Genomic DNA, 24,170 nt, shown 5'->3' with positions numbered 1-24,170 from the left:
TTCAGGGTGTCGCGTGGAGGCGCAGCCGTGGCACCCTGGGGGACCGTGGTACGAAAGCGATCCACTGCAAATATGGTGATAGCGCTCATGGATAAAGCGCTTGTAGCTATATAAATAATAGCAATTCACGGCGCGCAGCGTCGGTGCCGTGCGCCCGTCGTGCAGGGGCAACGCGCAAAAATAGCGCCACTTTTGCCACCGGTGCGACAATAGCGGGCTAAATGACAAGTTCTTTTTCCAATTTATCGCTGGCCGAGCCGCTGGCGCGCGCCGTGGCCGAAATGGGCTACGAGTCCATGACGCCCATCCAGGAGCAGGCCATTCCAGTGGTGCTTACCGGGCAAGACGTCATGGGCGCAGCCCAGACGGGCACCGGCAAGACGGCGGCGTTCTCGCTGCCGCTGCTGCAGCGCCTGCTCAAGCACGAAAGCAGTTCCACATCCCCCGCCCGCCACCCGGTGCGCGCATTGGTGCTGCTGCCCACGCGCGAGCTGGCCGACCAGGTTGCGCAGCAGATTGCGCTGTATGCCAAATACACCAAACTGCGCAGCACCGTGGTGTTTGGCGGCATGGACATGAAGCCGCAGACGCTGGAGCTCAAGAAGGGCGTGGAAGTGCTGGTGGCCACGCCAGGCCGCCTGCTGGACCACATCGAGGCCAAGAACGCGGTGCTCAACCAGGTCGAGTACGTGGTGCTCGACGAGGCCGACCGCATGCTGGACATCGGCTTTTTGCCCGACCTGCAGCGCATTCTTTCGTACCTGCCCAAGCAGCGCACCACGCTCTTGTTCAGCGCCACGTTCTCGCCCGAGATCAAACGCCTGGCCGGCAGCTACCTGCAAAACCCGGTCACCATCGAGGTGGCCCGGCCCAACGAAACCGCCTCCACGGTCGAACAGCGCTTTTACAGCGCCAACGATGACGACAAGCGCCGTGCCATCCACCAGGTGCTGCGCACACGCGGCATCAAGCAGGCGTTCATCTTCGTGAACAGCAAGCTCGGTTGTGCGCGCCTGGCCCGCAGCCTGGAGCGCGAAGGCCTCAAAACCACCGCCTTGCATGGCGACAAGAGCCAGGACGAACGGCTGAAGGCGCTCGAAGCCTTCAAGAGCGGCGAGGTCGATCTGCTGGTGTGTACCGATGTGGCGGCCCGTGGCCTCGACATCAAGGACGTGCCGGCTGTGTTCAATTTCGACGTGCCGTTCAACGCCGAAGACTATGTGCACCGCATTGGCCGCACCGGCCGCGCTGGCGCGTCGGGCTTGGCTGTCACCCTGGTGTCGGGCAGCGACGCCCGCCTGGTGGCCGACATCGAGAAGCTGCTCAAGACCAAGCTCGATATCGAGGCCCTCGAATACGACGAAGACAAGCCCCGGGGCCGCATCAACGACGGCCGCCGCGCCTGGCGTGAAGCGGGCGAAACGGGGGACCCGCGCGATGCGATTCCCCCGCCGCCGATTCGCGAGCGCAGTGAGCGCCGGGACCACCGCGAGCCGCGCGAGCCGCGTGAAAACTACCGGGGCTTTCGTCCAGCGGTGGCTTCGCGTGACCCGTTCTTCGAAAAGCCGTATGAAGCGAGCAGCGCCGAAATCGCTCCCGCCTGGGAAGCCGCGGCCAAGTCGCCCACTCGCAGTGGCGTATCGGCCAACATCAAGTCCAAGCGCAAGGTGGCAGCCCTGTTCAAGGCCGTGCAGCCGGAAACCTCGGACCAGTGATTCGCTGACGGGGCGGCGGTGCAGGCCTGGATGGCACAGACAGACCGGTCTTGCCAACATGCGGCAAAAAGGCCGTTAGCGCTTATGCAGCAAGCGCAAGCTGCTATCAAAATAGTTTGATCGATGAGGCCCCACGCAGGGGGTGCCGCTGGCGTGGATGCCGCACTGGCGTGCGGGGTCGCCTGAAGACGACTTTTTCAAGCGCCCGGGGCTTGCGCCTGTTCGCAGTGCACCTGCAGCAGTTCGCGTTCGGCAAGCGTCGCGCCAAAGCGCACCGCGCTCAGGCAGCCGCCCCACACGCAGCCCGTGTCCAGCCCGATCACATCGCTGCGGTTAAGCCAACCCAGTGTGGACCAGTGCCCGAAGGCCATCAGCGTGCCAGCCGTGCGCCGTTCAGGCACATCAAACCAGGGCAGGAGGCCAGCGGGCGCGGCACTGGCGCTCTCGGTGCTATTGAAATCCATCACGCCTTGTGCTGAGCAAAAACGCAGCCGCGTGAGCGCATTCACGACCACGCGCAGGCGGTCCGGGCCGGTCAGCGAATCGTCCCAGTGGTTCGGCGTGTTGCCGTACATCTGTTGCAAAAATGCGGGCAGATCGGCGCTGCGCAACACACGCTGCACTTCGTCAGCCAAGGTCATGGTGTCGGCCGCAGTCCACGACGGCAGGACGCCGGCATGCACCATCAGCAAAGCCTGTCCGCCGTGCACATGCTGGCGGGCCAGTGGCTGCAGGCGCAGCCATTGCAGCAGTGCATCGCGGTCCGGGGCATGGAGCACGCTGGCCAGCGTGTCGCGCCGCGAGGGTTTGCGGGCGCCATGGGCGGCTGCCAGCAGGTGCAGGTCATGGTTGCCCAGCAGGGGGCGCAGGGCATCGCCGTGCGCCATGCAGCGGCGCAGCACGGCAGCGGAGTCCGGCCCCCGGTTGACGAGGTCGCCCAGAAGATAGACGGTATCGCGGCTTGCAGAAAAGCCGATCCGATCGAGCAGGCGCCCCAGTGCGCTGTCGCAACCCTGGATGTCGCCAATACAGTAAAGTGCCATGGTGTTCTTCTTACCTTTTGATTCATGGATTTTCTGCTGATCACGCTGCTGACGCTGCTCAATGGCGTGTTTGCCATGTCGGAACTGGCCTTGGCGTCCAGCCGCAAATCCCGGTTGGTTGCCATGGCGGAGGGTGGCGACAAGGGCGCGCAGGCTGCCCTGACCTTACTCGACAACCCCACGCAGTTCCTGTCGTCGGTGCAAGTGGGCATTACCTCCATCGGCATGCTCAACGGCATCATTGGCGAAGCCGCTTTCAGCAGCGATCTGGGCTTGTGGCTGCAGACCCTGGGCGTTCCCGAGAGCGCGGCCAGTGTGAGCGCCACGGCCATTGTGGTCACCATCATTACCTTCATCACCATTGTGTTTGGCGAACTGGTGCCCAAGCGCATTGGCCAGCTGTATCCGGAATCTGTGGCCCGGTTCGTGGCGCGCCCCATGACCTGGGTGGCCCAGGTCGCCAAGCCCTTCGTGCGTCTGCTGGCGCTGTCCACCCAGGGGGTGCTCAAGCTGCTGCGGGTGGACAACGACGCAGGCCGGATGGTGACTGAAGAGGAGATTGCCGCCAGCCTCGAAGAAGGACGTGATGCCGGTGTGATCGAGCACCACGAGCACCAGATGGTGCAAAACGTGTTTCGCCTGGACGACCGGCCGCTGACGTCGCTGATGGTGCCGCGCACCGATGTGCAATGGCTCGATGCGGGTCTCTCGGTGCTTGAAGGCCTGCGCATGGCGGGCTCCGGCGGGGACCGTGGCGCCCATTCCTGGTACCCGGTGTGCCGGGGTTCGCTCGATGAAGTGGTGGGCGTGATCAGCGTGGCGCGCATGCTGGAACTGGGCCCCGAGGCGCCTGGCAGCGTGGAGTCGTATGCGCAGCCCGCCGCCTTTCTGCCCGAAACCCTGAGCGGGATGGAATTGCTGGAGCAGTTTCGCGCGCGGTCGGGGCGCATGGTATTCGTGGTGGATGAATATGGCGTGGTGCAGGGCATCATGACGCCGCGCGATTTGCTGGAAGCCATTACCGGGGAATTGCAGCCGGGCGCATCCGCCGATGCATGGGCAACCCGGCGTGACGATGGCACCTGGCTGCTCGATGGCTTGATGCCCGTGACCGAACTTAAGGCCAGGCTCGATATTCGGGATTTACCCGAAGAAGACCGGGGACGCTATAACACGCTCGCAGGCTTGTTGATGGCAGAAACCGGTCATTTGCCCGAAGTTGCCGAGCGTATTGCCTGTGCCGGGTGGATATTCGAAATTCTGGACCTGGACGGCAAGCGTATTGATAAGGTGCTTGCGCAGCCGGACCCCCAGGTTGAGCAAGATTGAATATTGAGCGTGGCCCCCGTGACGAAAATGATGGGTGGAATGGACCGCTAATGGGAGGCTGCGTGCACAGTGCGCGCATTATTCCTATAATGCAGGCTCCTTCGCAATTACTTTTGTTACACACCATGTCCAGCTACAAAGAACTCCTGAAGCAGCGTGAAGCCCTTGAGCAGAAAATCAACGAAGCCCGGCGCAATGAGCTCTCGGAAGCGGTTGCACAGGTTCGTGCGCTGGTGACAGAGTTTGGTTTGACAGCGCAAGACGTGTTTCCCACGGGCCGGGCGCGCAGTGCCGGCGCTGGCTCCAAGGTGGCCCCCAAATACCGCAATCCCGCTACCGGCCAGACTTGGACCGGCCGCGGCAAACCACCAAAGTGGATCCAGAACGAAAGCCGTGAGCAGTTTGCCATTTAACCGGGGTGTGCATTCATTCAAAAAAGTCCGCCTTGGCGGACTTTTTTTATGGGTGGCCATTCCGATGCCGAGGATGGCGGGCTTTTGCGCCTCGGGATGGCAAAGGCGTGCCAGGGTTTGCCAGGCTTCGGCTGTGAAATGATGGGCCGGAACAAACGATTCCATGGCCAGTTTCTGCTGGTTTTTACGAGGTGATGTCGGTGGGGGTGCCCAATATCCTCGTGGCGTGAGGGAAGGGTCTGGCGACACGTTGTTTTGATTGCAATCCACAGTTACACGGGCAACAATTATTCGCCTTGAATGCGCAGGGTCTGCGGTGGCCTGAATGGAATGGCGCAGGCGTTCGATTCGATTCGATTCGATTCGCTGCATGCCTGCAATACCCATGGCACCCACGGCACGCAACCAAGACAGGTCATTGCTGCAAGTGCCGAATGCAGGGCGCAAGGCCTGTTTCGCGCCCATTTGCATGGCCCCACCATTGCGCGCCCGCAGGGGACTGCCAGAATAGACCCCGTTACAGACCCGTTGTTTCTTCAAGGAGTTCTCCCATGGCCTCGTCGTCCAAGCCCGCCCGCCACGCTTTTTCCAGCACACTCAAGCGTTTCAAAACCGCGTCCGGCAAATCGGGTCAGTTTTATTCGTTGCCCGCACTGGCCAAGCAGTTCCCGCAGATCAGCCGCCTGCCGGTGTCGATTCGGATCGTGCTCGAATCGGTGCTGCGCAACTGCGACGGACGCAAGGTCACGGCCGAGCATGTGCAGCAGCTCGCCAATTGGGCGCCCCAGGCTGCGCGCAAGGACGAGATCCCGTTTGTCGTCTCGCGCGTGGTGCTGCAAGACTTTACTGGCGTGCCGCTGCTGGCCGACCTGGCCGCCATGCGCAGCGTGGCCGCCAAGCTGGGCAAGAACCCCAAGCAGATCGAACCGCTGGTGCCCGTGGACTTGGTGGTGGACCACTCCATCATGGTCGATCACTATGGCCAGAAGAACTCGCTCGACCTGAACATGAAGCTCGAATTCCAGCGCAACCGCGAGCGCTACGAATTCATGAAATGGGGCATGCAGGCCTTTGACACCTTTGGCGTGGTGCCGCCGGGCTTTGGCATCGTGCACCAGGTCAACCTCGAATACCTCGCGCGTGGCGTGCACAAGCGCAACGATGGTGTGTATTACCCCGACACCCTGGTCGGCACCGACAGCCACACCACCATGATCAACGGCATTGGCGTGGTGGGCTGGGGCGTGGGCGGCATCGAGGCCGAGGCCGCCATGCTGGGCCAGCCGGTGTACTTCCTCACGCCCGATGTGGTGGGCATGGAGCTGACCGGCCAGCTGCGCGAAGGCGTCACCGCCACCGACCTGGTGCTCACGGTGACCGAGATCCTGCGCCAGCACAAGGTGGTGGGCAAGTTCGTCGAATTTTTTGGCGAGGGCACGCGCACGCTGTCCCTGCCCGACCGCGCCACCATCGGCAACATGGCGCCCGAATACGGCGCCACCATGGGCTTCTTCCCCGTGGATGAGCGGACGATGGAATATTTCAAGGGCACGGGCCGCACCAAGGGCGAGATCGAAGCCTTCGAGGCCTATTTCAAGGCGCAGGGTCTGTTTGGCGTGCCGCTGGCGGGCGAAGTGGATTATTCGCAGGTGGTGAAGCTCGACTTGGGGCAAGTCACCCCCAGCCTGGCCGGCCCCAAGCGCCCGCAAGACCGCATTGAGCTGGGCAAGGTGGCGGGCCAGTTTGCCGACCTGTTCAGCAAGCCCAATGCCGACAACGGCTTCAACCAGCCGGCCGAGCGCCTGCTGCAGCGCCACCGGGTCGGCTGTGGCGAAGGGGGGCCGGCCGAGGACGCGCCTGCGCCACAACCCGGTGCCACGCGCTCGGTGGTGGAAATGGTGGGCAACCGCCCGACACTGGCCACGGCGCAGCATGACAGCCCATCCGTCTCGGTGTGCGACCTGCCCGGCGATGCCGACAAGGCCTTGACAGTCGGCAATGGCGACGTGCTGATCGCCGCCATCACCAGCTGCACCAACACCAGCAACCCCAGCGTGCTGCTGGCGGCTGGCCTGCTGGCCAAGAAGGCGGTGAAGGCGGGGCTCAAGGTGCAGCCGCACATCAAGACCTCGCTGGCGCCGGGCTCGCGCATCGTCACCGAATACCTGCGCGAAGCCGGGCTGTTGCCGTATCTGGAAAAGCTTGGCTTTGCACTGGCGGGCTACGGCTGCACCACCTGCATTGGCAACGCGGGCGACCTGACGCCCGAGCTCAACGAGGCCATCACCAGCAACGACCTGGTGTGCGCCGCCGTGCTGTCGGGCAACCGCAACTTCGAGGCGCGCATCCACCCCAACCTCAAGGCCAACTTCCTGGCCAGCCCGCCGCTGGTGGTGGCCTATGCCATTGCCGGCACGGTGCTCAAGGACCTGATGACCGAGCCCGTGGGCCAGGGCAAGGGCGGCAAGGACATCTACCTGGGCGACATCTGGCCGAGCAGCGACGAGATCTACGCGCTCATGAAGTTCGCCATGAAGGGCAAGGCCTTCCGCGAAAACTACGCCAAGGTCAAGACCGAGCCTGGCAAGCTGTGGGAAAAAATCAAGGGCGTGGCTGGAAACACCTACACCTGGCCCGCGAGCACCTACATCGCCGAGCCGCCATTCTTTGCCGATTTTGCTCTTGAAAAAGGAGCTGCCGGCGCAGAAGGGGCGGGCACTACAGGCCAAAATGACCCGATTTCTGTGCAGGGTGCCCGCATCATGGCGCTGTTTGGCGACTCCATCACTACCGACCACATCTCGCCCGCCGGCTCCATCAAGGAAAGCTCGCCCGCCGGCCAATGGCTGCTGCAGCACGGCGTGCAAAAGGCCGACTTCAACAGCTACGGCGCCCGCCGCGGCAACCACGACGTGATGATGCGCGGCACCTTTGCCAACGTGCGCATCAAGAACCTCATGATCGCGCCCACGGCCGACGGCTCGCGCGAAGAGGGCGGTGTCACGGTGTTCCAGAACGAGGGGCCGTTGCAGGGCGAGAAGATGTTCATCTTCGACGCGGCCATGCAATACATGGCGCAAAAGACGCCCACCGTGGTGTTTGCCGGCGAGGAGTACGGCACCGGTTCCAGCCGCGACTGGGCCGCCAAGGGCACGCAGCTGCTGGGCATCAAGGCCGTGGTGGCGCGCAGTTTTGAGCGCATCCACCGCTCCAACCTGGTGGGCATGGGCGTGCTGCCGCTGCAATTCAAGGCGGGTGATTCATGGGCGTCGCTGGGCCTGACGGGCAATGAGGTCATCGACGTGCTGCCCGATACCGCACTCACCCCGCAAAGCGACGCCACGCTGGTCATTCACCGCGCTGATGGCACGCGCCAGGAAGTGGTGGTCACGCTGCGCATCGACACGCCGATCGAAGTGGACTACTACCAGGCGGGCGGCATCTTGCCGTACGTGCTGCGGCAGCTGCTGACGGGCGCCTGAGAGGCCGGGCGTCTTTCGAACGCGCAAGCCCCGCCCGCCTGCCCGCCCGCTTGCCCGCCGACGGCGCGCGGCACAATGCGGGCATGAGAAAACAGGTGTTAATCGCGGGTGGCGGCATTGGCGGTTTGGCTGCGGCCCTGGGGGCTTCGCGCGCCGGGTGGGAGGTGCGCTTGTATGAGCGTGCCGCCGCATTCAGCGAGGTGGGCGCCGGCGTGCAGCTGGGGCCCAACGTGGTGCGCCGCCTGCAGGCCTGGGGCCTGCAGCGCCCGCTGCAGGATGTGGCGGCATTTCCGGGGCGTTTGCAGGTGCGCAGCGCCCTCACGGGCCAAGCGCTGGCGGCCATGCCGCTGGGTAGCACGGCGGTAGAGCGCTACGGCGCGGCCTACGCCACCGTCCACCGCGCCGACCTGCATGGCCTGCTGCTGGCGGCCGTCAGCAAATACACCGACACGCAATTTCATCTCGACCACGCGATCGACCGCTTCACCGACGCCGAGGGCGTGGTGACCGTGCGCACCAGCCGGGGCAAGGAGGTGGAGGGCGATGCCCTGGTGGGGGCCGACGGCCTGTGGAGCCGCACCCGCACGCAGCTGCTGGGCGAGCAGCGCCCGCGCGTGACCGGGCACCTGGCCTACCGCGCCCTGGTGCCGCAACATGCGCTGCCCAAGGCGCTGCGCACCAGCGACGTCACCGCCTGGCTGGGGCCGCGCCTGCATGTGGTGCAGTACCCCGTGCGCCGGGGCGAGTTGCAGAACCTGGTGGTCATCGTGCAGGGCCCCGCGCCGCACGACCTGGAAAACTGGGACCACGCGGCCAATGGCGCCGACCTGGAGGCCGCGCTGGCGGGCACCTGCACGGCGCTGCAGCAGGTGGTGCGCGGGGTGGTTGATGCGGGCGCTGGCTGGCGCCTGTGGCCGCTGTGCGACCGCCCGCCCGTGCGCGGGCCGGGCGAGATGGCGCGGGGCGTGGTGGCTTTGCTGGGCGACGCCGCCCATCCCATGCGCCCTTATCTGGCGCAGGGCGCCGGCATGGCCATTGAAGACGCCGCCGAGCTGCAGCGCGCGCTGGCCATGCACGACCTGGAGGTGCCGCTGCGCCTGACCCGCTATGCGCTCAACCGCTGGCAGCGCAATGCGCGCGTGCAGGCCCGCTCCACCCGCAATGGCCGCATCTTTCACGCCACGGGCCCCGTGCGCTGGGCGCGCGATGCGTCGCTGCGCCTGCTGGGCGAGCGGCTGCTGGACGTGCCCTGGCTGTACCGGGGCGACGGCTCCAGCGCCAGTTCGCTCTGATTGCTATTGAAAATATAGCTATCAGCGCTTTATTCATAAGCGCTTGAGTGCTTTTTTATGCAGATTCTTTGTCGACCGCCCCGGCTTGCTGCAGCAGCGGCGATGCCGGCAGCCAGCGGAACGCGGTGGAGCCCAGCGCCAGCAGCGCGGCAATCGTGGCCATCACCGCGCTGTAGGGTTCCAGCCCCTGGCCCTGCGCCCAGCTGGCGACCCAGCCGGTGAGCGATTGCACCAGCCCCACGCCCAGAAACATGGCCATGGTGAACACCGACAGCGCGCGCCCGGTCAGGTCGGGCGCGTAAGACGAGCGCACATCCGAATACTGCAGCACCGAATAGCCCGACACCAGTGCAATGCACACCACGAGCGCCAGGTTCAGCATGGCGTGGTGCACCAGCCCCAAGCTCAGGTAGAGCGCGGCCACCAGCAGCGAAAAGTTGGCCACCCAGGCGCGCCGGCGCGCCGGGCCGGGGTCGATGCGGCCAAAAAAGGCGGGGGTGAACAGCGAAATCAGCGACATGCCCAGGGCCATGTTGCCGCTCTCGACCAGCGTGAATGCATAGCGGTCGATCAGCATCGGCCCAATCCATAGGCCGCGCAGCGCCAGAAACGAGGCGTAGCCGACCATGCCCAGCAGCAGAATGCCCAGCGTGTGCGGCAGCATGAACAGCGCGCCAAAGCGGCGCACGGCGGTGCCCCAGCGCTCGCGCACGGGCGTCGGGCCGGGCAGCGCGGGCTCGTGCACGCAGCGCCAGATCAAGAGCCAGGCCAGCGCCGACAGCCCCGCCAGCAGCACAAAGCCGCTGCGCCAGCCTGTGCGCTGCACCAGCCAAGCCAGCGGCGTGCCGGTGAGCAGCAGGCCCAGCCCGCCCACGCCCATGCCCACGCCCGACATGAAGGCAAAGCGCGAACTGGGGAAATGCCGCGAAATGAACACCGTGCAGGCCAAAAATGCCGGCGCGCAGCCCACGCCAATGAGCAGCTGGCCGAACATCAGCCAGCCATAGTTGGGCGCCCAGGCCGACACGGCGGCGCCGGCAATGGCCAGCGGAAAGGCGCTGAGTACGGTGCGGCGCAGGCCATACAGGTCCATGCCAATGCCCATGAAAAACTGCGTCACACCAAACGACAGGCCAAACAACCCGGCAAACGCGCCCAGCGACGCCGGCGAGAGGCCAAAGTCAGCCTGCAGGCCCGTGGCCATGATGGCGGTGACGGTGCGGTAGGCCTGGCTCAGCGCAAAGGCCGAGAGCAGCGCCAGGAGCATGAACCACAGCGTGCCCGGGGATGGCGGGACGGGGCCCAGGGGCGCAGGGTGGGGCTGGGCGGCGATGGATGCGGATGAGGGCGATGAAGAGGACACGGGATGAAGCGGGAGATTCAGCAGGGTGGGTTGCGCGGGTGCACGGCAGCCATTGTGTGCAGTGTGCAGCCTACACGCAGCCGCGTGCGGGCGCTGTCGCGGTGGTGTAACTCTGTTTTTGATAGCTTCAAGCGCTTGCTGCATAAGCGCTTGAGGCCAATTTGGCCTGAATTTTAAAGATCGGTGCGCAGCTTCCAGATCTCGGGGAACAGCACCACATCCAACATCTTGCGCAGGTAGCTCACGCCGCCGGTGCCGCCCGTGCCGCGCTTGAAGCCGATGATGCGTTCCACCGTGGTCACATGGCGAAAGCGCCAGAGGCGAAAGGCGTCTTCGAGGTCAGTGAGTTCCTCGCCCAGCTGGTACAGGTCCCAGTGCTGCTGCGGGTTGCGGTACACGGTGAGCCAAGCGCGCTCTACCCCATCGCTCTCGGCGTAGGGCAGGGTCCAGTCGCGGTCGGTGTGGCTGGCGGGCACCGCCAGGCCGCGCCGGGCCAGCAGGCGCAGGGCTTCGTCGTACAGCGATGGCGCCTCGAACGCGGCCTGCACCTGGGCCAGCAGGTCGGGGCGGTGCGCATGGGGCTGCAGCATGGCGCGGTTCTTGTTGCCCAAGGCGAACTCGATGCAGCGGTACTGGTAGCTTTGAAAGCCGCTGGAGCTGCCCAGATAGGGCCGCATGGCGCTGTATTCGGGCGGGGTCATGGTGGCCAGCACGTCCCAGGCGTGCACCAGCTGTTCCATGATCTTGGAGACGCGCGCCAACATCTTGAACGCGGGCTGCAACTCGTCGCGTGCGATGTGGCCGGTGGCCGCGCGCAGCTCGTGCAGCATGAGCTTCATCCACAGCTCGCTGGTTTGGTGCTGCACGATGAACAGCATTTCGTCGTGCGCGGGCGACAGCGGCTTTTGCGCCGTGAGCACGGCGTCGAGCTGCAGGTAGTCGCCGTAGCTCATGCGCTGGCTGAAGTCGAGCTGGGCGCGCTCGGCGTGCACGATGGATTCGGGCAGGGCAGATGCGGATGCGGGCGTTTCGCTGGCAGGGTTTTGGGAAAAGGGGCACATGGCGGGGTTCCTTCTCGGTCAGGTCACTGCGTGTTGCTGGTTGAATTCGGGGCGCTGCCACTCGGCTGTGTCGAGCACCTGGCGCAGGTGTTCCACGGCATTCCACACGTCTTCGAAGCCGATGTACAGCGGCGTGAAGCCAAAGCGCAGGATGTCCTTGTGCACCGTGTCGCCATTGCCTTTGCCTGAACCGGAAGCCGCACCGGACCCGGCGCGGTAGTCGCCAATCACGCCGCGCGCAATCAGCGCCTGCACGATGGCATAGGCGCCGGTGTCTTTTGTAAGGCATACCTGCGAGCCGCGCCGGGCGTGGTCGCGCGGAGTGGCCAGGCCCAGGCCGTGGCCCGCGCAGCGCTCTTCCACCAGCTTGATGAACAGGTCGGTGAGCGCCAGCGACTTGGTTCGCAGCGCGGCCATGCCGCCCAGGCTTTGCGCGGCGGTGAACACATCCAGTCCACACTGCAGGGCCGACAGGCTGATGATGGGCTGCGTGCCGCACAGATAGCGTGTGATGCCCGGCGCGGGCTGGTAGTCGGGCGTGAAGGCAAACGGCGCGGCGTGGCCCCACCAGCCCGACAGCGGCTGCATGAACTTCAAATCCGGGCGGCTGGCATGGCGCGGATGCACCCACACAAAGGCCGGGGCGCCGGGGCCACCGTTCAGATACTTGTAGCCGCAGCCAATCGAGAAATCCGCGCCCGCGCCGTTCAGATCGACCGGCACCGCACCCGCGCTGTGCGCCAGGTCCCACACGCACAAAATGCCCTGGGCGTGCGCGGCGGCGGTGATGGCGGCCATGTCGTGCATGGCGCCGGTGCGGTAGTTCACATGCGTGAGCATGAGCACGGCCACGTCGCTGGTGAGGGCTGCGGCAATGTCTTCGGGCTCCACCAGCACCAGCTCCAGGCCGCGTTCCTTGCACAGGCCTTCGGCAATGTAGAGGTCGGTGGGGAAGTTGCTGCGCTCGCTCACGATGCGCTTGCGCGTGGGGCTGTCTTCGCGGGCGATGTTCAGCGCGGCGCTCAGCACCTTGTAGAGGTTGATGGAGGTGCTGTCGGTGCAGACCACTTCGTCTTTGCCCGCGCCGATCAGTGGTGCCAGTTGGTTGCCCAGGCGCTGGGGCAGGTCGAACCAGCTCGCGGTGTTCCACGATTGGATGAGGTCGGTGCCCCATTCGCGCGTCACCACGTCGGCCACGCGGGCGGCGGTGGCCTTGGGCAACACGCCCAGCGAATTGCCATCGAGGTAGATCACGCCGGGTGGCAGCGTGAAGTGCGCGCGCAGCGGTGCCAGCGGGTCTTGCGCGTCGAGGGCGTGGCAGTCTTGGTGGGTGATGGTCATGGCGGTCCAGGTCGGTTACTTCTGTTTTGATAGCTGCTAGCGCTTATGGGATAAGCGCTAGATGCCAAAAATGCTCGAAATCAGTGCGTCACAACGCGCGCAACACGGCGCGCACCGGCGACGCATCGGCGGTGGTCAGCTTCAGGGGCAGCGCGATGAGTTCGTAGTCGCCCTCGGGCACGTCGTCGAGCACCAGGTTCTCCAGCACGCGCAGGTTGCGGCGGCGGATGACCTGGTGGCTGTCCAGCGTCTTGCTGTCGGCCGGGTCGATGCTGGCGGTGTCGATGCCCACCAGCAGCACGCCCCGGTCGGCCAGGCGCTCAATGGTTGCGGGGGCGTAGGCGGTGAGCTGGGCATCCCATTGCGCGGGCGCGCTGGCATAAGTGCGCACCAGCACCCGTTGGGGCAGGGTGGCGTCCACCGCGTGGGCAATGTGCCGCCACTCGATCAGCGGACCGCAGCCCATGGCGTGGACCACGCGGCAGGGGCCCAGAAACGCGTCGAGCGACACCTCGCCAATGGCGGCGCCGCGCTCGTCGTAGTGCAGCGGCGCATCTGCGTGGGCGCCCACATGGGGCGACAGCGTGATGGCGCTCACGTTCACCGGGCAGCCGGGTGCGATGGTGGCGCTCCACTGCTGCTGGTAGGGCGTGTCGCCGGGAAACACCGGTGTGCCGGGGTGGACAGGAGGGGATATGTCCCAGAGCTTTTGCATGGGCGACAAGGTAGCGCGCTGGGCCGTTCGTGGTGTCGCTTTATGGCAACGCATGGGCAAAAAACCGGGCGCTGCGGTGCGGGCCTACCCGCCAATTTGTTGTTACAGTGCGAAACAGTCTCGGCCCCTGACCGTGAGGTGATCGCCAGCGGGACGGCTCTCCTTGTACCCATTTACGGGCGATTCTCCCGCCATCGTCGCACCACCTCCATGACCGCCGTACCTGCCGCGCCGACCCACTGGGTGGTCCGTATGAACCACCGCAATCGCAGCGTGTCCTGGCTGATTTTTGTGGTCGTCCTTTCGGTCCATTTCCTTGAGCATGGTTATGGCCCCTGGGCATGGGGGCTCATGGTGCTGCAGTTTCTGGTGTATCCGCATGCCGTGTACCTGCGGGCCCGCCATGCCAGGGATCCGCTGGCAGCGGAAATCCAGAACCTGCTGCTCGACAACTTCTGTTTCGGCCTGTGGTCTGCGGCGCTGGGGTTTCCGCTCTGGATTTGTTATGCCCTGGTCATTTGCGGCTGCATCAATATGACTGCTTTTCGGGCGCTCAAGGGGATGCTGCAGGCACTGGCATGCGCAGCCGCGGGGGCGGTGCTGGTGGTGGCGGTGGACGGGTGGCGCTTTACCCCCGACACCTCGCTGCGCGTCAGCGCCTTGAGCATCCTGTGCCTGTCGTCCTACCTGGTCTTGTTTGCCCGCGACGCCAATTCCCGCACCGTCGCACTCACCACCACGCGGGCCAGACTGCGCCAGAGCGAAACGGCGCTGCAAAGCCAGTTGCAGGCTGTCCAGTCCTTGCAGACCCAGCTGACCGAGCAGGCCCACCGCGACCCTCTGACCGGCCTGTACAACCGCCGCTACCTGAACACGGCACTGAAGCGGGAGCTTGACGACTGCGTGGGCGAGGGCGCCACGCTGGCCCTGCTGCTGATCGATCTGGACCTCTTCAAGCAGATCAACGACCGCCACGGCCATGCCGCCGGGGATGATGTCCTGCGCCAGATCGCGGTTCTGTTGCTGCAGTCCATGCGACCGAGCGACATCTGCTGCCGCTATGGCGGGGAGGAGTTTCTGCTGGTTCTGCCTGGCATGGGGCTGCAAACTGCCATGGACCGAGCGCAAGCCTTGCGCCAGCAGGTGGCCGAACGGCGCTGGCTGGTCGATGGCCAGCCGATCGGGGTCACGCTGTCGGTGGGGGTGGCTTGCGCGGACAACGCCGCAATATCGCCGGCCGCGCTGATCGACCTGGCAGATCGCGCGCTCTACCAGGCCAAGGCCGAGGGGCGCAACCGGGTGTGCGTGGCAGAGGCTGTTGCGGCGGCAGAGACCGCGGGCGTTAAAGCGCCCGCACTTCCGGCCTCGTAATGCCGGGGGCTTGCCGTGCCCTCAGTCACTCAGGCACAAGGCGCTTTAGCGGAATACGGGATAGGGCGGGCAGGTACAGCCTTCATGCAACCCGGCCGTGCAAAAGGTACTCCATGAGGGCCTTTTGCACGTGCATCCTGTTTTCGGCCTCGTCCCAGACGACGGACTGGGGGCCGTCAATCACATCCGCCTCCACCTCTTCGCCGCGGTGCGCAGGCAGGCAGTGCATGAACAGGGCATCGGGTTGGGCGGCGGCCATCATTTCGGCGTCCACGCACCAGTCGGCAAACGCCTTCTTGCGTTCTTCGTTCTCGGCCTCGTAGCCCATGCTGGTCCACACGTCGGTGGTGACCAGGTCCGCGTCCTTGCAGGCTTCCAGCGGGTTGCTAAAGAATTGATAGCTGCTGGCGCTTATCCCGCCTGCGCCTGCGGCCAATTTCTCATCAATTTCGTAGCCGCGAGGCGTGCTCACATGCACCTTGAAGCCCAGCAGCGCAGCGGCCTGCAGCCAGGTGTTGGCCATGTTGTTGCCGTCGCCCACCCAGGCCACGGTCTTGCCCTGGATGGAGCCACGGTGTTCGATGAAGGTGAAGATGTCCGCCAGGATCTGGCAGGGGTGGTATTCGTTGGTCAGGCCGTTGATGACGGGCACGCGCGAGTTGGCGGCAAAACGCTCAATCTTGGCTTGCTCGTAGGTGCGGATCATCACCAGGTCGGTCATGCGGCTGATAACCTTGGCGCTGTCTTCAATCGGTTCGGCGCGGCCCAGCTGGCTGTCGCCCGTGGTCAGGTGCACCACGCTGCCGCCCAGTTGGTACATGCCGGCCTCAAAACTCACGCGCGTGCGCGTGCTGGCCTTCTCGAAGATCATGGCCAGGGTGCGGTCCACCAGCGGGTGGTGCTTTTCGTAGGCCTTGAACTTCTTCTTGATGAGCGCGGCGCGCTCGAACAGGTAGGTGTACTCGTCGGCGGTGAGGTCGTTGAACTGCAGGTAATGTTTCATGGCGCTCTCGTTGCGGGCGGGCTTATTCCGCCAGCAGGGTTTTGACCAGCGGGGCGAGTTTGGCGACGATTTCGTCGGCCTCGGCGGTGGTGAGAATCAGCGGCGGCACGATGCGGATCACGCTGTCGGCCGTCACGCTGATCAGCAAGCCGGCCTCGGCCGCGCGGCCCACCAGCGCGCCGCAGGGCTTGTCCAGCTCCACCCCCAGCATCAGGCCCTGGCCGCGCACTTCTTTCACGCCGGGCAGGCTGCCCAGCGCGTGTTGCAGTGCGGTCTTGAGGTAAGCGCCCACGACGGCGGCGTTGTGCAGCAGGCCGTCTTCTTCCATGATGCGGATGGTTTCGTTGCCCGCGCGCATGGCCAGAGGGTTGCCGCCAAAGGTGGTGCCATGGTTGCCCGGCTGCAGCACGGCGGCCGCTTTGGGGCCTGCCACCACGGCGCCAATCGGCACGCCCGAGCCCAGGCCCTTGGCCAGGGGCATCACATCGGGCACGATGCCGGCCCACTGGTGGGCAAACCATTTGCCGGTGCGGCCCATGCCGCACTGCACTTCGTCGATCATCATGAGCCAGCCGCGCTCGTCGCACAGCTTGCGCAGCTGCTGCAGGTATTCCACGCGCATGGGGTTGATGCCGCCTTCGCCCTGGATGGTCTCGAAGAACACGGCCACCACGTTGGGGTTGCCTTTGGTGGCCTTCTGGATGGCGTCGATGTCGTTGAGCGGCACGCGGATGAAGCCTTCCACCAGCGGGCCAAAGCCGTTGTGGATCTTGGGGTTGCCCGTGGCCGACATGGTGGCGATCGAGCGGCCGTGAAAGGCTTTTTCGTACACCACGATCTCGGGCTTGGCGATGCCCTTGTCCACGCCGTATTTGCGCGCGATCTTGAGCGCCGCCTCGTTGGCCTCCAGGCCCGAGTTGCAGAAGAACACATTGGTCATGCCCGAGCGCTCCACCAGCCGGGTGGCCAACTGCTCCTGGCCCGGCACATGGTAGTAGTTGGACGAATGCATGATCTTGCCGATCTGGTCCTGCAAGGCGGGCACCAGCTTGGCGTGGTTGTGGCCCAGCGTGTTCACCGCAATGCCGCCCAGGGCATCCAGGTACTCCTTGCCGTTCACGTCCCACACGCGGCAGCCTTGCCCGTGCGACAGCGCAATCGGCACGCGGCCATAGGTGTTCATCACGTGGGGCGAGGCGGCCTCAATGAAAGCGGTCATGCAGTGGACTCCAGACGGTGGGGTGAAGGGGGCGGCCCGTGCTGGTCGCGCCCTGAAAAAGCGAAGCACGATTTTAGGGCGAGCGCAGGCGCCCGAAGATGACGATTGCGCATCACTGCAATGCCTTGGCGGGTGAGGGGGCAGGCCAGCTCTTATATAAGAGTTAGAATGCGAGGCGCGGCGTAGCAAGCAGTGATCCTGTGGTATCAGCCCTCTATCTATCACATCCCGATGGTTTCCCCCACCTCCAAAGAAGTCTTCATTCAGGGCATCACCCACGCAGGGAAAACCTTTCGTCCCAGCGACTGGGCCGAGCGGCTGGCCGGTGTGATGAGCGGCTTTCGCCCTGGCGGAGCGAAGCCCGGCAGCCATCTGAGCTACTCGCCCTGGTGCATTCCGACCACGCTCAATGGAGTGAAATGCGTGGTCGTCAACAGCGATTTGCGCGACCATGAGCCCATGGCCTGGGACTTCGTCATCAACTTTGCGCGTGACAACGACTTGCAGGTCGCTGAAGCCTGCCTGCTGCCCGACCCGCCCCTGCCCACGCCTTGAGACCGGCAATGTTGGCATCGCGGCCCCAGAATCTCGGGGCCGTTTTTTTGCCCTGCCTTTCACGTCGGAAGAAACCGGCCCAGCAACGAAAAAACCGCCCGGAGGCGGTTTTGTTCGTTGCTGGCAGCGCACCCGTTACAAACGGCGAACGGTATGACCCGTTCGGGCTGTTTGCCTGAAGATGGTCAGGCAGCCAGGGCCAGGGCTTTCACCTTGGCAGACAGACGGCTCTTGTCGCGAGCAGCCTTGTTCTTGTGGAAGATGCCCTTGTCGGCCACGGTGTCGACCACGGCCTGCATCTTGGCGAACAGTTCGCTCGCCTTGGTCTTGTCGCCAGCCAGAACAGCCTTTTCGACGTTCTTGACAGCTGTGCGGTATTTGGAGCGCAGCGAAGTGTTCGCGGCGTTGATCTTGATGTCCTGACGGACGCGCTTGCGGCCCGACGCCAGGCGCGGGTTCTTTTTCTTGGGTTTAGCGGATGCCATTGATGTGTTTCCTTGTGTCTGAGGATGATGCCAGCAAAGCCGACGATTATAGCCCAGCCCGCCGTGCGTGCCCAGCCCCGGTCAAGCCATCCCTTCGGGAAGCGGCGGGCGGGTAAGTGGACGCATCAGCGCAAGTGCCGTCGCTGCCCGTGCACGGGGCAGTGCACGGGCAGCGAATACACTCCCTGCGGTGTCCCTGTTCAAAGCTGCCTCCACCGTCTCCCTGCTGACCCTGGCCTCCCGCGTGACGGGCCTGGGGCGCGACCTCCTGATGGCCTCGATGTTTGGTGCCAACGCGCTGACCGATGCTTTCAACGTTGCCTTCCGCATTCCCAACCTGTTCCGGCGCCTTTTTGCCGAGGGCGCGTTCAGCCAGGCATTCGTGCCGGTGCTGGCGGCCTCCAAGGCCCAGCATGGCGAGGCGGCCACGCGCGTGCTGATTGCCAGCGTGGCGACAGTGCTGGCCTGGGTGCTGCTGCTCACTTGCATTCTGGGGGTGCTGGGCGCGCCGCTTCTGGTGTGGTTGCTGGCCAGCGGCCTGCGCCAGAGCCCGGCCAGCTTCGACGCCGCCGTGCTGATGACGCGCTGGATGTTCCCCTACATCGGCTTCATGTCGATGGTGGCGCTGTCGGCGGGCGTGCTCAACACCTGGAAGCGCTTTGCCGTGCCGGCTGCCACGCCGGTGCTGTTGAACCTGTGCATGATCGCCGCGGCCTGGCTGGGCGCCCCGCAACTGGCGGCCCGTGGCATCGAGCCCATCTATGCCATGGCCGGGGGCGTGATGCTGGGCGGCGTGCTGCAGCTGGCGGTGCAGGTGCCCGTGCTGTACCGCCTCGGTTTGTTGCCACGCATCGGCGTGACCTGGGGTGCTGTGCGCGCCGCCTGGGCAGAGCCCGGCGTGCGCCGCATCCTTACGCTGATGGCGCCTGCGCTGCTGGGCGTGGGCGTGGCGCAGATATCGCTCATGATCAACACCCAGATCGCTTCCTACCTGGCGCCGGGCAGCGTCACCTGGCTGTTTTACGCCGACCGGCTGATGGAGTTTCCCACCGCCTTGCTGGGCGTGGCGCTGGGCGTGGTGCTCACACCCCAGCTGGCTGCTGCCAAGGCCGCGGGCGATGCGCTGCGCTACTCGGCCATGCTCGACTGGGGCCTGCGCATCGTGGTGCTGCTGGCCGTGCCTTGCGCCGTGGCGCTGCTGACCTTTGCCACGCCCCTGGTGGCCACGCTGTTCCACCACGGCGCCTTGCTCGACAGCGATGTGGGCCAGATCGCCATCGCCCTGGCCGGTTACGGGGCCGGCCTGCTGGGGCTGGTGGCCATCAAGGTGCTGGCGCCGGGCTATTACGCCAGCCAGGACATCCGCACGCCGGTGAAGATCGCCATTGCGGTGCTGGTCATCACCCAGTTGCTCAACGTGGCCCTGGTGCCGTTCATGGCCCATGCGGGGCTGGCACTGTCGATCGGACTGGGCGCGCTGGTCAATGCGCTGTGGTTGCTGGCGGGGCTGCTGCGCCGCGGCAGTTACCGGCCGCAGCCCGGATGGGCGCGCTTTGCCCTGCAGGTGGTGGCTGCCAGCGCCCTGCTGGCGGTGTTGCTGCTGTGGGCGGCGCAGTATTTCCCCTGGGTGCAGATGCGCTCGCACAGCGGCCAGCGAGCGCTCTTGCTGGCCCTGGTGCTGTGTGCTTCGGTGGCGCTGTATTTTGGTGCGCTGTGGGCTGCCGGGTTGAAGCTGCGCCAGATGCTGCGCCGTTGATGCCCGCTCGGAAATGAGCCGGGATCGCGCGCTGTCCGTGGCTTGACGCGGCGCAGCGCCCACCGTACAACCCTCTCATGTCTCTCCGCTATTCCGTCCCCACCGCACTGGAATATTTTGCCGCGCTGGTGCAGAGCGACGAGCATTTCCCGCTGCTAGAAGCCGCCGCCAGCCTGGCGCAGGACGAATACATCGACCTGGATGTGCAGCAGCTCTTGGGCGATGTGGATCAATTGCTGGCGCGCTTGCAGCGCCGCTTGTCTGCTGATGCACCCGCGTTGCAGCGTCTGCGCACGCTCAACCAGTTTTTCTTCGCCGACCTGGGCTTTGCCGGCAACGTCAACAATTACTACGACCCGGAAAACAGCTATCTGAATGCCGTGCTGCGCACGCGCCGTGGCATCCCGATATCGCTGGCCGTGCTGTGGATGGAGCTGGCCCAGGGATTGGGGCTGCAGGCGCGCGGCATTGCGTTTCCCGGGCACTTCATGGTCAAGGTGCTGCTGCCCAAGGGCCAGGTGGTGATGGACCCGGTGTCGGGGCAATCCCTCCGCCGGGAGGATCTATCCGAGCGGCTGGAGCCGTACAAGCGCCAGGGCGGTCTGGTGGATGACTACGACGTGCCGCTGGGCCTTTATTTGCAGGCGGCCACCCCGCGCGACATCATTGCGCGCATGCTGCGCAACCTCAAGGAGGTGCACCGCACGCAGGAAGACTGGCAGCGTCTGATCTCCGTGCAGGACCGCCTGATCGTGCTGCTGCCCCAGGCCTGGAGCGAATGGCGCGATCGCGGGCTGGCCCATGCCGAGCGCGGCAACGTGGCCCAGGCGGTGGTCGATCTGCAGACCTATCTGGCGCATGTGGAAGACGGGCTGGATGTGGCTGCCATCGCCCAGCGGATCAGCGCCCTGCGCAGCGCCGGCAGCTGAATGCACGTCTGAAATGCAAAAAGCGCTTGCCAGGCAAGCGCTTTTTGCTATTGATTAAATAGCAAATTGTCAGGCGCCCGCAGCCTTGACGCACAGGACGGGGCAGGACACCGTCATCAACAGTTCCTGGGCCACGCTGCCCAAAATCAGCTTGCCCACGGCGGTGCGCCTGCGCAGTCCGATCACCAGCACGGAGATGTCTCGCGACTCCACCAGGTCGTTGATTTCATCCACGGCGCTCTTGCCGCGCACGAACTGCTTGAACTCGGCGGTGATGCCTTGCGCGGCCAACAGCTCTTCCACCCGCTCCACCTCGAAGCCGGCGGCCAGCGAGGCGTCTTCCTGCTGGCCGCCGGGGCCGGCGTTCACTACCATCAGGGGTTCCTGGCGGCGCTTGGCGATTTCGATGCCCTTGTCCAGTGCGGCCCGGCCCTCGGGGCGGGGTACGTATGCGACGAGGATGGTCATGTCTTGTGTCTCCTGGGTATTTTTGGGATGGCGGCTCGCCCAGGGCTTGGGGTGGCCGTGCGTGACCGGTGCAGTCTGCGCCCGCAAATGGTAACGCCTGGCGCAGGGGTTTGGGCGGTGCTGCTTCGGCGCTCAACGCGCCCGGCTTCCGCCCTCCGATGGCGTGCCCGGTTGCCCGAAATGGTGCCAGGCCCGGCGCAATTGCGTGTCCGAACTGAACCCCGCCAGCGCTGCCGCCTGGGTGACGTTGTGCCCGGCCCGCAGCGCCGCCTCGGCAGCGGCCAGGCGGATGCGGCGCAGATACTGCAGCGGGGCGATGCCCGCATGTTCCAGAAACAGCCGCGTCAGATGGCGGGGCGAGGTGTGCGCCACCTGCGCCATGGCCGGCACGTTCCAGGCGGCCTGGGGCTGCTGGCCCACGGCGTCCTGCACCCGGTGCAAGGCGGCATGCAGGTGGTTGCGGTGGTGCAAAAACGGCGAGAGTTCGGGGTCGTGGGGGCCGCGCCGCAATGCCACTACCATGGTTTGCGCCACCTGGGCTGCCACGGCGGGGCTGCAGGTGTCGGCAATGCGCTGCAGCATCAGGTCGATGCCCGTGGTCACGCCCGCGCTGCTGTGCAGCGGTCCGTCGGCCACGAAGACGCGGTTGCTCACCACGTCGCAGCGGGGCTCCGCGGCGGTCAGCTCGTCGAGGTGCTGGTGGTGCGTGGTGGCACGCCGGCCCGCCAGCAACCCGGCATGCGCGGCCAGCACGGCGCCGGCGCACACCGTGACCAGCTCCAGCCGCCCACTGGCCAGCCGCAGGCCGCGCAGCCAGTGCAACAGTGCATGCGCGTCGTCGTGGTCCACATCAATGCGCTGCCCCGGCAGCCCCACCAGCACCACCCAGGCGGGGGTGGGCAAGGTGGCAGGCAAAGGCGCCAGCCCCGTCAGCACCACGCCCACCGAGGTGGCCGATTGCGGGCTGGGGCTGACAAAGTGCAGCGCAAAGTGTGCGGGCTGGCCCTGCGCCAGCAGCACCTGGTTGGCGATGCGCAAGGCTTCGGCCGGGCCCGCCCAGTCTAGGACGAGGCTACCGGGCAGCAGCGCGAAGACGACGTGGATTTGAGCGGGGGGCATTTGCATCCATCTTCCTTTTTTTGATTTACGCAGTGACGGAACTGGCGCGGCCCAGGCCAAAGCCGCCGCGCAAGGGCCGCCCCGCCGCGCAGCCGCTCAAGGGGCTGTCGCTGCGCGCCATTCCATCTGGCGGGCGGTGCGCTCGGCCAGCGGCAGGCCGGTCAGGCGTGCGACCAGGTGCAGGCACATGTCGATGCCGGCGCTGATGCCTGCCGAAGTAACCCGCGCGCCCTGGTCCACCCAGCGCACATTCTCTTGCACCGCGAGGTGTGGAAACCGCGTGCGCAGATCGGCAAGATCCTCCCAGTGCGTGGTAACGGCCCCCTGCGTCAGCACGCCGGCTGCCGCGAGGATGAAGGCGCCGGTGCAGACAGATGCGCTGATCTGCGCCCCTTGCGCTGCACCTGCTACCCATGCCCGGGTGGCGGGGCAGGCAGCGGCGGCATCCACCACGCCGCCCGGCACGATGAGCACATCGGGGGCTGATGCGGTGGCAAAGTCGGCATCGGGCAGCACCTGCAGGCCGGCGCGGGCGCGCACCGGCTGCAGGGTGCGCGCCACGCATTGCACGGCAAACAGGGCCGGGCCGCCCGGCTGCAGGCGCTGGTGCATGCGTGTGGCCGTGGTGAAAACCTCGTAGGGGCCGCCCAGGTCCAGCACTTCCACCTCGTCAAACACCAGAATCGCCACCTGCAGCGAGGCCGGGCGCGGTGCGGCGGTCATGCGGCAGCGCCGGTGGCGGCTTCGCTGGCGGTGCAGCGGGCCAGGGCATCAGCCACGGTGCACAGTGTGGCAAACCGCCCTTGCAGCACCGTGGCGGTGCGGGCCTTGATGTCGGCTGCGGGCAGGGGCTGGCCATCGAGCTGCACCATGTCCCAGGTGTGGGTGGCTTCGGTCACAAAGTCCACCTGCCAGCCCAGGTCGGAGGCGTGGCGCGTGGTGGTTTCGCAGCATTGTTCGGTGCGGATGCCGCTCACGATGAGGCGGCCGATGCCCTGCTGCGTGAGCCACACCTCCAGCCCCGTTCCCACCAGCGCGCTGTGGCGCGACTTGGTGAAGGTGGCGGCGGCGTCAAACGTCGCCAGCCCGGCCAGCGGGCGCACCTGGCCGGACTCGGCGGAAAAGGGGTTGGCCGGCACGGCCGGGCCGTCGCAGTGGAGCACGCGCACCACGGGCACACCGCGGGCCACGCAGCCCGCTATCAGGGCGTTTTGTGCCGCCAGATAGGCCGGCAGGCCCTGCGCGGTGAAAAACGGGCGGTGACGGAAGGATTCCTGCGCGTCAATCACTATCAGACATGATTTCATAAAAATGCTTTCTCAATAAAATAGAGATAGCGCTTATCGTGACTACGGTACAGGCTGTCGTCCAATCCGCAGCGGACAAATATCGATCAATTCACGCCATTTTTGGTTCGTAGAGTACGGGGAATGCCCAAAACCGTGCAGACAAAGGCACCGGAGCACGATGGCTGGGTGTTTGATTTCAACGCCCGACAGGCGTTGAACGTA

21 protein-coding genes are annotated in these 24,170 nt (G+C 65.5%); 9 read left to right on the top strand and 12 right to left on the bottom strand.

Annotated features, from left to right (window positions below; genetic code table 11):
• Positions 1–221 precede the first annotated feature (221 nt).
• Positions 222–1,715, top strand: coding sequence for a DEAD/DEAH box helicase (locus CCX87_RS13685; protein ID WP_087747111.1), 1,494 nt, complete (start codon positions 222–224; stop codon positions 1,713–1,715).
• Positions 1,716–1,912: 197 nt separating this feature from the next.
• Here the strand turns inward: CCX87_RS13685 and CCX87_RS13680 are convergent, their stop codons facing one another.
• The gene (locus tag CCX87_RS13680) at positions 1,913–2,758 is read right to left on the bottom strand and encodes a symmetrical bis(5'-nucleosyl)-tetraphosphatase (protein WP_087747108.1); all 846 of its coding nucleotides are present in this window, start codon (positions 2,756–2,758) and stop codon (positions 1,913–1,915) included.
• Positions 2,759–2,782: 24 nt separating this feature from the next.
• Here CCX87_RS13680 and CCX87_RS13675 point away from each other — a divergent pair, with 24 nt between their 5' ends.
• From CCX87_RS13675 to CCX87_RS13660, 4 genes are all read left to right on the top strand, one after another.
• The gene (locus CCX87_RS13675) at positions 2,783–4,087 is read left to right on the top strand and encodes a hemolysin family protein (protein ID WP_087747105.1); all 1,305 of its coding nucleotides are present in this window, start codon (positions 2,783–2,785) and stop codon (positions 4,085–4,087) included.
• A gap of 125 nt (positions 4,088–4,212) precedes the next feature.
• On the top strand, positions 4,213–4,500 hold the full coding sequence (locus CCX87_RS13670; protein WP_087747103.1) for an H-NS histone family protein: 288 nt from the start codon (positions 4,213–4,215) through the stop codon (positions 4,498–4,500).
• 551 nt (positions 4,501–5,051) lie between these two features.
• Positions 5,052–7,982: an aconitate hydratase gene (locus tag CCX87_RS13665; RefSeq protein ID WP_087747101.1), complete on the top strand. Its 2,931-nt coding sequence runs from the start codon at positions 5,052–5,054 to the stop codon at positions 7,980–7,982.
• 83 nt (positions 7,983–8,065) lie between these two features.
• The gene (locus CCX87_RS13660) at positions 8,066–9,274 is read left to right on the top strand and encodes an FAD-dependent monooxygenase (protein WP_087748343.1); all 1,209 of its coding nucleotides are present in this window, start codon (positions 8,066–8,068) and stop codon (positions 9,272–9,274) included.
• A 55-nt stretch (positions 9,275–9,329) separates the two neighbouring features.
• Here the strand turns inward: CCX87_RS13660 and CCX87_RS13655 are convergent, their stop codons facing one another.
• From CCX87_RS13655 to kynB, 4 genes are all read right to left on the bottom strand, one after another.
• On the bottom strand, positions 9,330–10,637 hold the full coding sequence (locus tag CCX87_RS13655; protein WP_369825294.1) for an MFS transporter: 1,308 nt from the start codon (positions 10,635–10,637) through the stop codon (positions 9,330–9,332).
• 173 nt (positions 10,638–10,810) lie between these two features.
• Complete coding sequence (gene kynA / locus CCX87_RS13650) at positions 10,811–11,698, bottom strand: tryptophan 2,3-dioxygenase (protein WP_087747099.1); 888 nt, start codon at positions 11,696–11,698, stop codon at positions 10,811–10,813.
• Between the two features lie 18 nt (positions 11,699–11,716).
• Positions 11,717–13,039 carry a kynureninase gene (kynU, locus tag CCX87_RS13645; RefSeq protein WP_087747097.1) on the bottom strand — a complete coding sequence of 441 codons (1,323 nt, stop codon included), beginning with the start codon at positions 13,037–13,039 and terminating at the stop codon, positions 11,717–11,719.
• 88 nt (positions 13,040–13,127) lie between these two features.
• Entirely contained in the window at positions 13,128–13,754 is a 627-nt protein-coding gene (gene kynB / locus CCX87_RS13640) for an arylformamidase (RefSeq protein WP_087747094.1), read from the bottom strand.
• Between the two features lie 210 nt (positions 13,755–13,964).
• Between kynB and CCX87_RS13635 the strand changes: the two genes are divergently transcribed.
• Positions 13,965–15,125 (top strand): sensor domain-containing diguanylate cyclase, encoded by a 1,161-nt coding sequence (locus CCX87_RS13635; protein ID WP_087747093.1) that lies wholly within the window; start codon positions 13,965–13,967, stop codon positions 15,123–15,125.
• Between the two features lie 82 nt (positions 15,126–15,207).
• Here the strand turns inward: CCX87_RS13635 and argF are convergent, their stop codons facing one another.
• Together argF and CCX87_RS13625 are read right to left on the bottom strand one after the other, a co-directional pair.
• Entirely contained in the window at positions 15,208–16,128 is a 921-nt protein-coding gene (gene argF, locus CCX87_RS13630) for an ornithine carbamoyltransferase (RefSeq protein WP_087747091.1), read from the bottom strand.
• A 22-nt stretch (positions 16,129–16,150) separates the two neighbouring features.
• Positions 16,151–17,347: an aspartate aminotransferase family protein gene (locus CCX87_RS13625; RefSeq protein ID WP_087747089.1), complete on the bottom strand. Its 1,197-nt coding sequence runs from the start codon at positions 17,345–17,347 to the stop codon at positions 16,151–16,153.
• Positions 17,348–17,578: 231 nt separating this feature from the next.
• Between CCX87_RS13625 and CCX87_RS13620 the strand changes: the two genes are divergently transcribed.
• Positions 17,579–17,902: a DUF3579 domain-containing protein gene (locus CCX87_RS13620; RefSeq protein WP_087747087.1), complete on the top strand. Its 324-nt coding sequence runs from the start codon at positions 17,579–17,581 to the stop codon at positions 17,900–17,902.
• Between the two features lie 185 nt (positions 17,903–18,087).
• On the opposite strand, the gene rpsT is transcribed toward CCX87_RS13620, so the two are convergent.
• Positions 18,088–18,387 (bottom strand): 30S ribosomal protein S20, encoded by a 300-nt coding sequence (gene rpsT, locus CCX87_RS13615; RefSeq protein WP_087747085.1) that lies wholly within the window; start codon positions 18,385–18,387, stop codon positions 18,088–18,090.
• Positions 18,388–18,577: 190 nt separating this feature from the next.
• On the opposite strand from rpsT, the gene murJ reads away from it, so the two are divergent.
• Both murJ and CCX87_RS13605 read left to right on the top strand, forming a co-directional pair.
• Positions 18,578–20,143, top strand: a complete 1,566-nt coding sequence (gene murJ / locus CCX87_RS13610) for a murein biosynthesis integral membrane protein MurJ (RefSeq protein WP_087747082.1) — start codon at positions 18,578–18,580, stop codon at positions 20,141–20,143.
• Positions 20,144–20,220: 77 nt separating this feature from the next.
• Entirely contained in the window at positions 20,221–21,072 is an 852-nt protein-coding gene (locus CCX87_RS13605) for a SirB1 family protein (protein WP_087747080.1), read from the top strand.
• 69 nt (positions 21,073–21,141) lie between these two features.
• Here the strand turns inward: CCX87_RS13605 and CCX87_RS13600 are convergent, their stop codons facing one another.
• The 4 genes from CCX87_RS13600 to CCX87_RS13585 all read right to left on the bottom strand — a co-directional run bounded on the left by CCX87_RS13600 (position 21,142) and on the right by CCX87_RS13585 (position 23,966).
• Positions 21,142–21,540, bottom strand: a complete 399-nt coding sequence (locus tag CCX87_RS13600) for a universal stress protein (protein ID WP_087747078.1) — start codon at positions 21,538–21,540, stop codon at positions 21,142–21,144.
• A 132-nt stretch (positions 21,541–21,672) separates the two neighbouring features.
• Positions 21,673–22,665: a GlxA family transcriptional regulator gene (locus CCX87_RS13595; protein WP_442857470.1), complete on the bottom strand. Its 993-nt coding sequence runs from the start codon at positions 22,663–22,665 to the stop codon at positions 21,673–21,675.
• A gap of 90 nt (positions 22,666–22,755) precedes the next feature.
• Positions 22,756–23,382 (bottom strand): DJ-1/PfpI family protein, encoded by a 627-nt coding sequence (locus CCX87_RS13590; RefSeq protein ID WP_087747076.1) that lies wholly within the window; start codon positions 23,380–23,382, stop codon positions 22,756–22,758.
• On the bottom strand, positions 23,379–23,966 hold the full coding sequence (locus CCX87_RS13585) for an isochorismatase family protein (RefSeq protein ID WP_087747073.1): 588 nt from the start codon (positions 23,964–23,966) through the stop codon (positions 23,379–23,381). The genes CCX87_RS13590 and CCX87_RS13585 overlap by 4 nt, the downstream gene beginning before the upstream one ends.
• Between the last annotated feature and the right edge of the window lie 204 nt (positions 23,967–24,170).

This window comes from Acidovorax sp. T1, from assembly GCF_002176815.1.
In the GTDB taxonomy this organism is placed as follows: Bacteria; Pseudomonadota; Gammaproteobacteria; order Burkholderiales; family Burkholderiaceae_C; genus Acidovorax.
The sequence above is the reverse complement of the archived record's forward strand: the minus strand, read 5'-3'. Positions and strand labels throughout refer to the sequence as shown.